General features: G+C 65.3%; 10 protein-coding genes. 8 read left to right on the forward strand and 2 right to left on the reverse strand.

Annotation, left to right across the window (positions count from 1 at the left end; translation table 11 throughout):
- Positions 1-98: 98 nt before the first annotated feature.
- The 4 genes from K4043_RS03530 (at position 99) to K4043_RS03545 (ending at position 5,755) form a co-directional block, all read left to right on the forward strand.
- Entirely contained in the window at positions 99-2,342 is a 2,244-nt protein-coding gene (locus tag K4043_RS03530) for an ATP-binding protein (RefSeq protein ID WP_265308222.1), read from the forward strand.
- On the forward strand, positions 2,339-2,812 hold the full coding sequence (locus K4043_RS03535) for a response regulator (RefSeq protein ID WP_123729587.1): 474 nt from the start codon (positions 2,339-2,341) through the stop codon (positions 2,810-2,812). The genes K4043_RS03530 and K4043_RS03535 overlap by 4 nt, the downstream gene beginning before the upstream one ends.
- Positions 2,805-5,228, forward strand: coding sequence for a hybrid sensor histidine kinase/response regulator (locus K4043_RS03540; RefSeq protein ID WP_265308223.1), 2,424 nt, complete (start codon positions 2,805-2,807; stop codon positions 5,226-5,228). The genes K4043_RS03535 and K4043_RS03540 overlap by 8 nt, the downstream gene beginning before the upstream one ends.
- Before the next feature lie 146 nt (positions 5,229-5,374).
- Positions 5,375-5,755, forward strand: a complete 381-nt coding sequence (locus K4043_RS03545; RefSeq protein WP_184997138.1) for a response regulator — start codon at positions 5,375-5,377, stop codon at positions 5,753-5,755.
- Between the two features lie 15 nt (positions 5,756-5,770).
- Here K4043_RS03545 and K4043_RS03550 read toward each other — a convergent pair whose 3' ends face one another.
- On the reverse strand, positions 5,771-8,608 hold the full coding sequence (locus K4043_RS03550; RefSeq protein WP_265308540.1) for a PAS domain S-box protein: 2,838 nt from the start codon (positions 8,606-8,608) through the stop codon (positions 5,771-5,773).
- 354 nt (positions 8,609-8,962) lie between these two features.
- Here K4043_RS03550 and K4043_RS03555 point away from each other — a divergent pair, with 354 nt between their 5' ends.
- From K4043_RS03555 to K4043_RS03570, 4 genes are all read left to right on the forward strand, one after another.
- Positions 8,963-9,922 carry a cation diffusion facilitator family transporter gene (locus K4043_RS03555; protein ID WP_265308224.1) on the forward strand — a complete coding sequence of 320 codons (960 nt, stop codon included), beginning with the start codon at positions 8,963-8,965 and terminating at the stop codon, positions 9,920-9,922.
- Positions 9,923-9,996: 74 nt separating this feature from the next.
- Positions 9,997-10,257, forward strand: a complete 261-nt coding sequence (locus K4043_RS03560) for a hypothetical protein (protein ID WP_123729591.1) — start codon at positions 9,997-9,999, stop codon at positions 10,255-10,257.
- Between the two features lie 39 nt (positions 10,258-10,296).
- Positions 10,297-11,040 carry an SOS response-associated peptidase gene (locus K4043_RS03565; RefSeq protein ID WP_123729592.1) on the forward strand — a complete coding sequence of 248 codons (744 nt, stop codon included), beginning with the start codon at positions 10,297-10,299 and terminating at the stop codon, positions 11,038-11,040.
- A gap of 147 nt (positions 11,041-11,187) precedes the next feature.
- Positions 11,188-11,358 (forward strand): CsbD family protein, encoded by a 171-nt coding sequence (locus K4043_RS03570; protein WP_123729593.1) that lies wholly within the window; start codon positions 11,188-11,190, stop codon positions 11,356-11,358.
- Positions 11,359-11,426: 68 nt separating this feature from the next.
- Here K4043_RS03570 and K4043_RS03575 read toward each other — a convergent pair whose 3' ends face one another.
- On the reverse strand, positions 11,427-14,333 hold the full coding sequence (locus K4043_RS03575) for a TonB-dependent receptor (protein ID WP_265308225.1): 2,907 nt from the start codon (positions 14,331-14,333) through the stop codon (positions 11,427-11,429).
- Positions 14,334-14,405 lie beyond the last annotated feature (72 nt).

The raw sequence follows: 14,405 nt of genomic DNA on the forward strand, positions 1-14,405 counted from the left end.
TGGCAACACCGGGTCGCAGTGGACGGTGTGCTCCTGCCTTTCAGGCGATGCCGTGCCATTCGGGCGGTTTCAGCACTGAAAACAGCAGGAGTCAATGAATGTCCTCGAGGAATTCCGGCGCAAGCGCCTTGGATCTGTCCAGCTGCGCGCGTGAGCCGATTCGTACCCCGGGGGCGATCCAGCCATACGGACTGGTCCTGGTCCTTGATCAGGCCACATTGACGGTCAATGCCCGTGCGGTCGCCCGGCCCGAGCTGCTGGAGCAGCTGGGCGACCCCCTGGGCCAGCCGCTGGATGCGGTGCTGGGCGGGGTCCTCTCCCGGTGCAGGCCGGTGATCGATACCCTCCAGGACGGTGCATCGCAGTTCCTCGGCGCGCACCCGGTGGGGCGCGCGGGCAACCACCACACGGTGGCGCACCGGATCGGCAGGGACATCATCGTGGAGCTCGAGGCACCGGTCGCCGGCGAACCGGGCTCGCTGGAAGACCTGTATCCCTCGATCCGCCGCTTCATGGCCGCCATCGAGCAGGCGCCGACGACCCAGGCGTTGTGCGAACTCGCTGCCGCGCATATCCGCGAGCTGACCGGCTTCGACCGCACGATGATCTACCAGTTCGATCCGGACTGGAACGGCGCCGTGGTGGCCGAGGACCGCAACACGGTGCTGCCCTCCTACCTCGACCTGCGCTTCCCCGAATCGGACATCCCCGCCCAGGCGCGCGAGCTGTACCGGCAGAACCGGGTCCGGCTGATCGCCGACAGCCATTACACCCCCGTGCCGCTGGTGCGTGTGCCCGCCATCGCCGATGCACCGCCCACCGACCTCGGTCCGGCCATGTTGCGCAGCGTCTCCCCCGTGCACCTGCAGTACATGCGCAACATGGGCACCGGAGCGTCGATGTCGGTCTCGGTGTTGTCCGAAGGCGAGCTGTGGGGCCTGATCTCCTGCCACAACCAGGTCGCACGCCGCGTGCCGTATCACGTCCGCACGGCCTGCGAGTTCATCGGCCAGATTCTGTCGCTGCAGATTTCAGTCAAACAGCGCGCGGTCCTGGTCGAAGAGCGCATCGCGCGCCGTGCCATCCAGGTGCGGCTGATGGGCAGGATGGCCGGTGACACCGATTTCATGGCCGCACTGGGCCGCGACCAGCGCAACCTGCTGGCCCTGACCGAGTCCACCGGCGCTGCGATCGTGCACCGTGGCGAGTGCATACTGCATGGTGAGTGCCCGAGCCAGCATCAGGTCATGCAACTGGTGCAGTGGTTGACCGCACAGCAGATGGACGGCGACATTTTCTGCACCGACACCCTGCCATTGGACTGGAAGGAGGCCGAGGCCTTCGCCGGTGTGGCCAGTGGCGTGCTGGCCATCTCCATCTCGCAGATCCACGACAGCTTCGTGATCTGGTTCCGGCCTGAAGTGGTGCGCACCGTCCGCTGGGGCGGTGATCCGCGCAAGGAAGAGAGCGATGAACCGTTGTCGCCGCGCACCTCCTTCGAGGGCTGGAAGCAGACCGTGCGCAGGCGGTCCCTGCCCTGGAACGATGTCGACCGGGACGCCTCGCTCGAACTGCGCACGGCGATCGTGGACATCGTGCTGCGCAAAGCCGAAGAAATGGCGGCGCTCAATGAGCAGCTGCTGCGCAGCAACAAGGAGCTCGAAGCGTTTTCTTATTCGGTGAGCCATGACCTGCGTGCGCCCTTCCGCCACATCGTGGGCTACTCGGAGCTGCTGTGGTCCTCGGCCGGCGAGAGATTGAACGATTCAGAAAAGAGATTCCTCGACACCATCGTGGAATCGGCAAAATCGGCAGGGACGCTGGTGGATGACCTGCTCAGCTTCTCGCAGATGGGCCGCTCGACGATGGGCCAGATCGCGATGGACATGACCGCCCTGGTGGATGACGTGCGCCACAAGCTGGACATGGAGTACACCGGGCGGGCCATCGATTGGCAGATCGGTGCGCTGCCCAAGGTACAGGCCGACCCCGGCATGCTGCGGCTGGTGTGGCAGAACCTGCTGTCCAATGCGATCAAGTTCACCCGCGACACCTCCGACCCGCGCATCGAGATCGGGCACGACCGCAACGACACGGAAGACATCTTCTTCGTGAAAGACAATGGCTGCGGCTTCGACATGCGCTATGTGGACAAGCTGTTCGGCGTGTTCCAGCGGCTGCATCACGTCGATGAGTACGAAGGCACCGGCATCGGCCTGGCCAACGTGCACCGCATCATCACCCGCCATGGCGGCCGGACCTGGGCCGACGGCCAGGTCGGCGCCGGCGCCGGCGCGACCTTCTATTTCACCATCCCCTTTGTTACTGGAGACCACCTATGAGAGATCTGCGACCGATCCTGCTCGTAGAAGACAACCCGAAAGACGCTGAGCTGACCATGGCGGCGCTTGCGCGCTGCCAGCTGCTCAACGACGTGACCCATGTGCGCGACGGCGTGGAAGCGCTGGAGTATCTCCGCTGCCAGGGTCCCTACGAAGGCGCGATGCATGGCGGCCCCGTGGTGGTTCTGCTCGATCTGAAACTGCCCAAGCTCAATGGCCTGGAAGTGCTCAAGGAAATCCGCAGCGACCGCGCCCTGAGCAGCACCCCGGTGGTCATGCTGACCTCATCGCGTGAGGAGCAGGATCTGGTCCGAAGCTACGAGCTGGGCGTGAACGCCTTCGTGGTCAAGCCGGTGGACTTCAAGGAGTTCCTCGAGGCGATCCAGGGGCTGGGCATGTTCTGGGGCATCACCAACCAGCCGCCACCACACGGCACATTGTTCGGCGGGAAGAGTAGACACGATGGCTGAAGCTGCCACAGGAAAGGCCATCAGGATTCTGATGGTCGAAGACAGCGCGCTGGATGCCGAGCTGATCACGGCGCAGCTGCGACGTGCTGGCCTGCCCTTCACGTTCGAGCGCACCTGGTCCCATGACGGCCTGGTCCAGGCACTGGGCGCCGGGGGCTTCGATGTGATCCTGGCCGACCACGTGCTGCCCGGGTTCGACGGCGATGCTGCCCTCGCCCTGGCCAGCGAGCTGGCCCCTGAGATTCCTTTCATTTTCGTGTCCGGCACGCTCAGCGAAGAGCTTGCCGTCGAAGCACTCAAGCGCGGTGCCCGCGACTATGTGGTCAAGTCGCGCCTGCAGCGTCTGCCCGATGCGGTCGTGCGGGCCATCCACGAGGCTGACGAACGTCGGCGCCTGCTGAGCGTCGAGGCCGAACTGCACGACAGCCATCAGCGGCTGAAGCTCATCACCGACTCGCTGCCGGCCCTGATCGCCTACTTCGGTCACGACCACCGCTTCCGCTTTGCCAACAATGCCTATGTCGAATGGCACGGCCTGACGCCGGACAGCCTGGTCGGCAAGCACACCCGCGAGGTCATCGGCGAGGAGGGCTTCGCCGAGGTGCAGCGTCACCTGGAGCGCGTGCTGAGCGGGGAGAAAGTCAGCTTCGAAATGCTGTCCCGTCGCAGCATCGGCGAGCCACGCCACGCCCAGATCGACTGCGTCCCCGAGCTGGCGCCGGATGGGTCGGTCCTGGGGTATTACGCCATGGCGCGCGATATCAGCGAGCTCAAACTGGCGCAGTCGCTGCTGACCGCCAGCAATGCATCGCTCGAGCGCCAGGTGGGTGAGCGCACTGCCGAGCTGCATCGCAGCGAGAGCCGGCTCAAGGCGCTGTTCGAGTCCAGCTTCCAGCACCAGAATCTGCTGAGCCTGGACGGACGCATCATCGACACCAATTCCGCGTCGTTGGCAGCCATCCTGGCCGACAAGGACGACGTACGTGATGCCATCTACTGCGAATCCGCCTGGTTTGCCGATACACCCGGCGTGCCGCAGGTGGTCTGTGCGGCGGTCGATCAGGCCGCAGCCGGTACGGCCTCCCGGCATGAACTGGAGCTGCGCCTGCCGACCGGCAAACGTGCCTTCGAGTTTTCCTTCCGGCCATTGCTCGATCACAACGGACAGATCACCGCCGTGGTGTCTGAAGCGGTGGAAACCACGGCCCGGCGCCAGGCCGAAGAGGCGCTGCGACAGAGCCAGAAGATCGAGGCGGTGGGCCAGCTGACCGGTGGCATCGCACATGACTTCAACAACATCCTGACCGTCATCGCCGGCAACGTCGAATACGCCAAGATGCTGACCGACCGCCTGGGCGATTCAGCCGGCAACTCCTCGCGCGCCCTGGACAATGCGATGAAGGGCGTCATGCGCGCGGCGAATGTCACCCAGCGGCTGCTGGCCTTCTCACGTCGCCAACCGCTGAAGAACATGCCGGTGGACCTCAACGTGCAGCTGCGCGGCATGCAGGACATGCTGCAGCGCTCGCTGGGCGAGCTGGTGCAGATCGAGATGGTGTACAGCCCGGATATCTGGTGCGTGGAGATCGACCCAAGCCAGCTGGAGGCCTCCATTCTCAACCTGGCGGTCAACGCACGCGATGCGATGCCCGAAGGCGGCCGCCTCACCATCGAAGTGGACAACATCCATCTGGATGAGGATTACACCGCGCAGCACCCGGACGTACCGTCCGGACAATACGCGATGGTCCGGGTCCGTGACTCCGGCCAAGGCATGTCGGCCGACGTGATGACACGGGTGTTCGAGCCGTTCTTCACCACCAAGGAAGTCGGCCGCGGCACCGGGCTGGGGCTGTCGATGGTCTATGGGTTCGCCAAGCAGTCCGGTGGGCATGTCCTGCTGGATTCGACCGAGGGCGTCGGCACCACGATCACGCTGCTGTTCCCGCGCTCGGCCACCGCGCTGCCCAGCGTCCGGCTCGCCGATGACCAGGCATTGAACGCCTACGAGGCGCAGGACGAAACCACCGTTCTGGTAGCCGAGGACAACGACGACGTCCGTGCCTATACCGTGGAAACCCTGCGTCAGCTGGGCTACCGCGTACTGGAGGCGCACGATGGGCCTTCGGCGCTGCGCCTGCTCGAACGCAACGAGGCCAACGTGGATCTGCTGTTCTCCGATATCGTCATGCCCGGCATGTCCGGCTGGGCGCTTGCCAAGCAGGCGCTCGGCCAGCAGCCGGACCTGCGCGTCCTGTTCACCTCCGGCTATCCGCGCGATATCGAGGCCAGTGGCGCCGTCGGACGCAACATCGCCATCCTGCCCAAGCCGTTCACGCGCACGGACCTGGCACGCTCGATTCTTGGCGCCCTCCGCGAGGACAGCCCCGCCCACGCCGGCAGCGCATTGAATTGAACGGTGCGTAGAGAGCTGCCTGCGGCGGCAGCTCTTTACCCTTCATGACGCGGGCCTCCCGTGCGTTGCACGGCGGGCTAACATGCGCGGGCGCTAAGGTGGAGCGCTACGCAGTTACCTGCATGCCATGAGGGCGAGCCACCGCAATGACCGTTGTGACAGACCACCCGCGATGCCGCGTGCTTCTGGTCGAAGACGATGCGCCCATCCGGGAGATGACCAAGGACATCCTCAGCGAGGACGGTTTCGATGTCCTGGATGTTGCTGACGCCGAGACAGCGTTGGGCTGCCTGAAACGCGAAGGACCGTTCGACCTGCTGGTCTCCGATGTCGGGCTCCCCGGCATGGATGGCCGCGATCTGGCCACGCTCGCCACCACGCTCCACCCGGCCATGCCGATCCTGCTGGTCACCGGCTACGCCGGACAGGCAGGTGCCCGCCCCGACTTTCTGGCCTGCGGCATCAAACTGCTGCGCAAGCCGTTCACGCTCCGTCAGTTGCTCAGCACCGTCCGGGCGCTGGTGTAGACGCCCCGAGCGCGTTCAGCGAGTGCCGCTGGCAGACAGCAGCGCGCGTGCCCTGCGCTCCAGCTCGGTGGTGGTGAAGGGCTTGGTGAGAACTTCCATGCCCTCCTCCAGCTGACCGGCACCCACCGCCGCAGAGGCGGCATAGCCGGTGATGAACAACACCGGCAAGCCCGGACGGACCTGACGTCCTGCGTCGGCGACCTGGCGACCGTTGAGTCCACCGGTCAGCCCGACATCGGTGATCAGCAGATCGATGGTCTCCTCCGACCGCAGGGTATCGATCGCCTGCCCCCCCTCCGGTGCCTGCAGAACCCGATAACCGGCCCCGCCCAGCACCTCGGTAAGCAGCGCACGGATCGCCTCCTCGTCTTCGACCACCAGAATCGTGCCGACGCTCGGTGCCGATGCCGCCGGCACGTCCCGCACGGTGTCTTCCGCCGCCTCGCCTGCCGCTTCGCCGATGAATCGTGGCAGATAGAGCTCCACCGTCGTGCCGTGGCCGAGCTGGGAATCGATCCGCACCTGCCCGCCGGATTGCCGGGTGAACCCATAGATCATCGACAACCCCAGCCCCGTACCCTGGCCGATCGGCTTGGTCGTGAAGAACGGCTCGAACACCTTTTCGATGACCGCCGCGTCCATCCCGGTGCCGGCGTCTTTGACCGCAAGGCGGATGTAGTCGCCAGGCGGCGTATCCAGAAGCGCAGCCGCCTGCCCCTGCAAGGTGACGTTCGCGGCGCTGATGATCAGCGGGCCACCGTCGGGCATTGCATCGCGTGCATTGATGCACAGATTCAGCAGCGCATTCTCCATCTGCGGCACATCGACCAGCACGGCCCAGGGATCGGAGTCCAAGTGCGTGGAGATCGCGATCGACGGCCCCAGCGTGCGCGAGATGATGTCGAGCATCCCGCGCACCATCGCATCGGCCACCACCGGCGTCGGCGCCAGCGTCTGCCGGCGCGAGAAGGCCAGCAGCCGCTGGGTGAGCGCGGTGGCGCGGGCAGCGCTGGACTGTGCCATCTCCAGATAGCGGCCTACATCGTCATAGCGCTGCTGATCGATGCGCAACTCCAGCAGTTCCAGGCCCACCGAGATGGCGGTCAGCAGATTGTTGAAGTCATGCGCCAGACCGCCGGTCAACTGGCCGACCGCTTCCATCTTCTGGCTCTGCCGCAGGCGCTCCTCGGCCACCTGCAGCTCAGCGCTGCGGGCCTGCACGCGCTCTTCCAGAGTCTGGGTCAGCTCACGCAGCTGGTCTTCGGCCTGGCGCCGCTCGGTCACATCCGCCGCCGTGCCGAACCACTCGGTGATGACCCCCGTGCTGTCCAGCAGCGGGACCGCCCGCATCTGCACCCAGCGCACGCTGCCATCGGCCAGCAGGGTCCGGTGTTCCAGCGCCAGCGGCTGACGATGCTCCATCGCGCGCGCGATGGCCTGCTCCAGCAGCAGCAGATCGTCGGGATGCACGTACTTTTCGCGCCAATCGGTGATCGTCGGGAAGCCTTCGCTGGAGGGCTCCGCGCCCGTGGGCAGGATCTGCCGCATCTCGCGCCAGTCCGCGCTCACCGCATACAACGACTGCGAGGATGCACTCACCAGCGCGCCGAGGCGACGCTCGCTATGCACCAGCGCCGCGCTCGCCCGCTGCTCTTCGGTGCGATCGCCCAGGACCTTGACGAAGCCCAGTACCGCCCCGTCTTCGCCGCGAAGCACGGTCATCGCGCCATTGGCCCAGAAGCGCTCGCCGGACCTGCGCATCAACCAGCGTTCACCACTGACCCCGCCGGATGCGATCGAGACCGCGCGGTTGTGTCGCAGCCGTTCGGCCTGGATGTCCTCGGCGGTGTAGATCACCTCGACGCTCTGGCCCAGCATCTCCGCTTCCGTCCAGCCGAAAATGTGCTCGGCACCGGCGTTCCACAACGTCACCCTGCCCTCCAGATCGGAGGCCACGATCGCGTAGTCCTTCGCACTGTCGATGATCTGGCGGTTGCGGGCCTCGACCCGACGCATCGAGCGCTGCAGCTCGATGTGGGAGGTGACATCCAGGCCCTGCACGAACACGCCCGCCGTGGTGCCATCCTCCCCGGCCACGGGCTGGAACACGATATCCAGCATCCGCCTGGCCGATGAGGGGTCGGACGGGTATGGGGCGTCGTACACCACCTCGTTGCCGATGTAGGGCTTGCCGGTGCGATACACCTCGTCCAGCAGCGGCAGGAAGCCCTGCTCGACGATCTCCGGCAGCGCGTCACGGATCGACTTGCCAAGCACGTGCCGATTGCCGACCAGCCGCTCGTAACCGGGATTGGCCAGCTCCACCCGATGCTCCGGCCCGCTCAGGAATGCCATGAACATCGGCGATTTGTCGAACAGCGCGATCAGCCGTTCGTTCTCACGGGCCAAGCGTTGCTGGGCCACAACGATGTTGGTCACCTCGTTGGTGACACAGAACGCGCCGCCAACGCTGCCGTCGTCCAGATGGATCGGCGAGAACGAGAAGGTCCACCAGGTCTCTTCCGGCTCACCGCGGCGGTTCATGGCAATGGGCAGGTTTTCGTAGCGCGAGGCATTGCCGGCAAATGCCGCCTCGATCGGGCCCCGCACCGCATCCCACGCATCGGCCCACAGCTGCTTCAGCGGGGCGCCCAGCGCACCCTCCAGGCGGGGGCCCAGGATCGGGCTGTAGGCATCGTTGAAGAAGAAGGTCAGATCATCGCCCCAGACCACATACATGCTCTCGGGCGAGGCCAGGATCAGGTTGATGGCATTGCGCAGCGCACTGGGCCAGGTTTCGATCGCGCCCACCGGCGTGGCCTGCCAATCCAACGCCCGGACCTGCTCGGCCACCCCCCCGGTACTGCCCGGGAAGCGTCCCGGCGGTCCGCTCACGCGCACCACCACAGCAGCACCGGAGCGCGCGCACCGCGCACGGGCGCGGGCGCGGGCGCGGGAGAGGATGGACAGACAGACGTCATCGGGGCACCAGACCTTGAACTGAAGGTATTGCAGAGCGCGGGGGGAAGGCGGCGGCCAACGGGTTGCCCACCAGAACGGGAAAGCAATTTACGCCACCGCCTGCAATTCTGCGTCAAGGTGAGGGCCGGTGGAATCCTGCCGTCTTTCCGGGCCGCCGATGGCCTGCACGCCGCCCGGACAACAGGTTGCGGATGATGCGCTTCTCCCCTCCCCTGCGCCTCCCTCATGGCCAAGCCTACCGGCTCCCGTCTCGTCATCTACGCCGCGCTCGCCGGCAACCTGGCCATCGCCATCGCCAAATTCATCGCCGCCGGCATCTCGGGCAGCTCGGCGATGCTCAGCGAGGGCGTTCACTCGCTGGTGGACACCATCAACGAACTGCTGTTGTTGTATGGCCTGCGCCGGGCCGAGCAGAAACCCGATACCACGCACCCGTTCGGCTATGGGCGTGAGCTGTACTTCTGGAGCTTCATCGTCGCGCTGCTGGTGTTCGCCGCCGGTGCCGGTGTCTCGGCCTACGAAGGCATCCAGCACATCCGTAACCCGGAGCCGGCCACCAACCACCTGATCAGCTACATCGTGCTCGGCGTCTCGCTCGTGTTCGAGGGCACCTCCTGGTGGATCGCGCTGCGCGAGTTCCGCGCGACCAAAGGCGCGATGGGCTACTTCGAGGCCTTCCGCCGCAGCAAGGATCCATCCACCTTCACGGTGTTGCTGGAAGACAGCGCCGCCCTGCTCGGGCTGGGCTTTGCCCTGATCGGCCTGCTGGCCGCACAGTTGCTCGAGATGCCGATCCTGGATGGTGTGGCCTCGTTGTGCATTGCCGGCGTGCTGGCCGTCACCGCCTTCCTGCTGGCCCGCGAAACCAAGGGCCTGCTGGTAGGTGAGCCTGCGCACCCCAGCGTGGCCAAGCGCATCCTTGCCGTGGCCACCCACGATGCGGACCTGCGCCGGGCCAACGGGGTGACCACGATGCAGATGGGCCCGGACCAGGTGGTCGCGATGCTGAGCGCGGAGTTCGAGGATGATCGGACGACGCCGCAGATCGAGGCGTGCATCACGCGTATCGAAAAGGCGGTGAAAGCGGAGTATCCCGAACTGGTGGCACTGTTCGTCAAGCCGCAGACGCCGGAGGTGTTCCAGGCACGCAAGGCGGCGCTGGGCGATCCTCAGTCCGCACCCTGATCGGAAAGGGCCAGCACGACGCCATCACACCCGCCGGTGGATGCTCACTCCACCCCACTCCCTCAGGACCAACGATGCCCCACGCACGTCCCTTCGTTGTCCATGCCTTCGAGGCCGCCTATTCCTACACAGGCGCGGTCGAACGCATCATCGCGCTGACCGTCGAATGTGGCCCCTGCGGCACCACCTCCTCGGCAGATGCCAGTCTGATCCACCTGCCCGGCGGCGCGCTGTTCCGCTGCCACCAGTGTGGCTCGCACCAGGCCATCAGCCACGCACGGCTGGATGCCCGCAACGACATGGCGCCGCAGACCTCCAGCGTCGCGCTGCTCTGAGCGAAGCGGCCCCGAAAGCCGGGGCCATGAGACAACGCCATGCGTCGTTTTGCACAAGCCATTGCTGACACGGAGTCGCTTCCTGACGGACTTCCCGAGTCGCTGGCACGCGCCCTGGTCACCGCGCCGGACCACTACAACATCGCCAAAGGCGGCGTCGCCGCGCTGATCGCCCGTGACCACGATGGGACGATCGTCGTGGCGGACATGATGTGGGGACTGGTGCCGCGCTGGTCGAAGGAACCCGCCACCCCGTACACAACCGTCACCGCGCGCCTTGATCGCGCGCCGCGAAGCAGGATCTACGCGCAGGCGTGGGCGCAGCGCCCCTGCGTGCTGCCCATGACCGGCTATTACAAATGGGACCGTGAGCGCCGGCCCCCCTGGCCGCTGTTCGTGCAGCGCAAGGACGGGCGTGCCCTGCTCGCCGCAGGGCTGTGGGAACACTGGGAAAACGAAGATGGCCAGCAACTGGACAGCTTTACGGTGTTGACCGGACCGAACAGCGCGATCCCCTCCCCACTCACACCGGACGGACCGATATTCATCGCGCCAGCCACCGCACTGGATTGGCTGAGTGGCGCCTTCAAGACGCCTGCGGCGTTGCGTGCCCGCACATCCACACCGGCGCTGGAGGCCTATCCGGTCAGCCGTGCCTTTCGTGATCCTTCGCGTGACGATTACACCCTGTTGGAGCCGGTCGATCCGGATGCCGCCGCATCAATCGCTGAACCCCAGCAATGGGATGGCGATGGGTGGGATGAGCGCGATGCGGATGAATGACGTGCAGCGCACGTGAGCATCAACCTTGCCCGTGCTTGAACAGATTCCGCGCCCACGGCGGATTTCACCTTCGCGCCACTGCGCTCGCGTCAGGGTGGACATGCCCAGCAACACGGGCCCTCTCTCTCACCATTTGTGGAGTCAACCATGGACAAGAATCGCACTGAAGGCGCCAAGAACCAGGTCAAGGGCACCGTAAAGGAAGTCGTCGGCAAGGTCACCGGCAACAAGACGAAAGAAGTGGAAGGCAAGATCCAGAAGGGCGTTGGCGAAGTCCAAAGCGACGTGGGCAAGGCGCGCGACGACGCGCGCCGTTGATGCTTGACCCCGCGGCTCTCTGACCCGTTCAGGGCAGAGAGCGGCAGGCAGGAAATCAACTCCCCTGCTTAGAACTTCACCGACATGCGGGCCCAGTAGAACCGGCCGAGCACATCGTAGGTGGCGACGTCTGTATTGCCGTTGCCGCCATTGTTGGCGTAGTACAGCGGAGCCTGCTTGTTGGTCAGGTTGTCCACGCCCAGTTCGATGCTCGTATGCCACGGTGCCACGGTGTAGCCGACCTGCACGTTGTGGTAAACGAACGACCCGATCCGGCGGACCACGCCGGCCTCACCGGTATCGGCCGACAGGCCCTGATCCAGGTCGCTGCTGCCAATCCGGGTCTTGCCGACGTAACGTGCCCGCCAGGCAGCACTCCAGTCGCCCTGCGCCCAGTTCAACGTCCCCAGCGCACGCCAGCGCGGGAAGTTGCCATACGCATAGGTGTACATGCCGCCATTGCGGATGGTCACCGTGCTGGGGTCGGTGGTATCAGGCAGCACGTCGTAACGCTCCAGGTAGGTGCCGTTCAGCCCTGCCGAGAACGTGCCCCAGCGGGTGACAGGCAACCGATAGGTCGTGTTGAAGTCCACCCCGCGGGTCGCCAGCGTGCCCAGATTGACGGTCGGTTCGGCCACATAGTTGATGGTGCCGTTGCCATTGCGATGGATCAGCGCGCAGAACGCGCTGGCCGGGTTGGCATAACACTGGTTCAGCACCGTCTGCGCCGATACACCGGTGATGGTGTCCTCCAGATCGATCCGCCACCAGTCGGCACTGATCGACAGCCCCTCCAGCCAGCGCGGATCGTAAACGAAGCCCACGTCATACGACTTGCCGGTTTCCGGCTTGAGCTGGTAGCCCGCCACCTCGGCACCGGAGGCCTTGCCCGAAATCTGGCCATCGGCCTGGTGATAGCTGCCGTTGGTGGGCACGTTGGCGCAGGCCACGTCGTTGCCACCGGTGTAGCCATTGCACGGATCGTTGACCGTCGGGGCATCGCCCACCACGCCCGAATACAGCTCATTGATGTTAGGCGCACGGAACACCTGCGAGACCGTGCCACGCAGCAGCAGGTCCTGGATGGGTCGGTACTCGATGGATACCTTGCTGTTGGTTTTGCTGCCCACGGAGCTGTAATCGGAGAAGCGCGTGCCCAGGCTGAGGTTGAGCGACTGCACGCCCGGCAGATCCTTCAGCAGCGGGAACAACGCTTCGGCATACGCTTCTTTGACGTCGAAACTCCCGCTCAACTGCGAGGCGCAGAACTCGATCACGCCGCACAAGCCGTTCTCGTCACCCGTCCACAGCGCGTCGGCCTTGCTGGTGCTGGTTTCCTTGCGATACGACACACCGGCGGCCAATCCCACCGTGCCGGCCGGCAGCTCGAACAGATCCCCGTTGGCATTGGCTTCGAACTGCTTGACCGTATACACACTGGTCGCCACCGGGTTGACCACCATGGCCTGCAGGGTGCCTAGGCTGGATGGGTCGTTGATGTTGAAGATGTTGAGCGGCGTGCAACCGGCGATGACGCTGCCGGCGCTGCCGCACTTGACGGTGCCATCGCTGTCCAGGAAGGATGGACCGACCGCCCGGTTGAAGGCGGCGTAGTCCAGGAAGCCGTAGTTGGTCGAGGTCTGCTTGACCCGGCCATAGTTCAGATTGACGTCCCACCGCCAGGAGCTGTCACCAAAGCCACCGCGAAGTCCGGGGCTGATCTGGACGTTCTCGGTTTTGTACTCGTAACGGCGATTGCCAAGCACCGTGGCCCGCGTATTGAGATCGTTGTATGACGTGCCAGTGGTGCGATCGGTGCCGAAATTGACCCCGAACGGGTTGTAGTAGCTCTGCGCGGATACCAGGAAGTTGTCGCCGTTGGCGAAGATCGGGATCGGTGCAATCACCGAGGCCGATTCGGTTTTGCTGAACCAGGTGTTGAGGTAGCCCTCGACGTTGTCGGTGAACCGGAACGTGCCCAGCGCGAAGGCGTTGGTGCGCTCCTGGGGCGTCTGCAGCAGGTTGTAGGGCTGATAGTTATACGAGTCGTTGGCGGCGGTGTAGCAGTGGAAGTCGCCCGGGTCCGTCGCGCCGGACACACCCCCGTTCAACGTCACCCGCGAACAGCCGTTGCTCGCCGCCAGCGCACGTGATGCGGCCGAGCCGTCGTTGAAGTTGATCGACCCGGTGGGTGTCGCGGACGAACCCTGTTTGACTGCCACGCCGTTGCTCAGGTACAGGGCATCCTTGGAATAGTCCCGATTCAGCGCGGAAACCGCGTCCAGGTTGTGATACGACACGCCAGCCACGATGCTGCCGCGATCCCAGGCCTTGCCACCGGTGAGCGAGAAATTGCGGCGATTGCCGTCACGTTCACCACTGGTGCCGAAATCCGCGGTGAACTGTGCGCCCTCGAAGGTGTCGCGCAGGATGAAGTTGACCACACCACCGATGGCGTCTGAGCCATACACCGCCGATGCTCCGTCGCTGAGCACCTCGATGCGCTCGATCATGGTGGCCGGGATCGCATTGACGTCGTTGTAGGCAAGGCGTACGCCATTGACCAGCACGAGCGTGCGCTTGTCACCCAGCCCGCGCAGCGAGATGGTCGAGGCGCCGGTACCGCCGCCGTTGTTGGTGTTGGGATTGGTCGAGTTGCCTGCAATGGATGGCAGTTCCTGCAGCAGATCGCCGACCGTTGCCTTGCCGGTCGCGGCGATCTGCTGCTGGGTGACGGTCACCACCGGATTGGCGCTTTCGGTATCGACGCGGCGCAGGCGCGAGCCGGTGACGACGATGCTGTCCAGGGTCGTAGGTGCGCTGCCGGATGCGGCGGCCGTGTCCTGCGCAAGCACCGGCACAGCGGCCGCCAGCATCACGACGGTAGCGACCGCGGTCGCGAGTGGGCGGCGGGCTGCCAAGGAAGATCGGGACAACGACAACGCGTGCGGTGCGGGGGACGGATGGGGCGTCATGGCGGAGTTCCTCGGTCATGTGCAGGCCAGCGGTATCGAGGGGCAACAGTCCCCCGCACCGGCATGCGCCAG

This window comes from Stenotrophomonas sp. SRS1 (genome assembly GCF_026130205.1).
Classification (GTDB): Bacteria; Pseudomonadota; Gammaproteobacteria; order Xanthomonadales; family Xanthomonadaceae; genus Stenotrophomonas; species Stenotrophomonas rhizophila_B.

Bases quoted from the DNA above. Each gene is read 5' to 3' on its own strand.
- K4043_RS03530 (WP_265308222.1), top strand. From the start codon at position 99: ATGTCCTCGAGGAATTCCGGCGCAAGCGCCTTGGATCTGTCCAGCTGC.
- K4043_RS03535 (WP_123729587.1), top strand. From the start codon at position 2,339: ATGAGAGATCTGCGACCGATCCTGCTCGTAGAAGACAACCCGAAAGAC.
- K4043_RS03540 (WP_265308223.1), top strand. From the start codon at position 2,805: ATGGCTGAAGCTGCCACAGGAAAGGCCATCAGGATTCTGATGGTCGAA.
- K4043_RS03545 (WP_184997138.1), top strand. From the start codon at position 5,375: ATGACCGTTGTGACAGACCACCCGCGATGCCGCGTGCTTCTGGTCGAA.
- K4043_RS03555 (WP_265308224.1), top strand. From the start codon at position 8,963: ATGGCCAAGCCTACCGGCTCCCGTCTCGTCATCTACGCCGCGCTCGCC.
- K4043_RS03560 (WP_123729591.1), top strand. From the start codon at position 9,997: ATGCCCCACGCACGTCCCTTCGTTGTCCATGCCTTCGAGGCCGCCTAT.
- K4043_RS03565 (WP_123729592.1), top strand. From the start codon at position 10,297: ATGCGTCGTTTTGCACAAGCCATTGCTGACACGGAGTCGCTTCCTGAC.
- K4043_RS03570 (WP_123729593.1), top strand. From the start codon at position 11,188: ATGGACAAGAATCGCACTGAAGGCGCCAAGAACCAGGTCAAGGGCACC.
- K4043_RS03575 (WP_265308225.1), bottom strand. From the start codon at position 14,333: ATGACGCCCCATCCGTCCCCCGCACCGCACGCGTTGTCGTTGTCCCGA.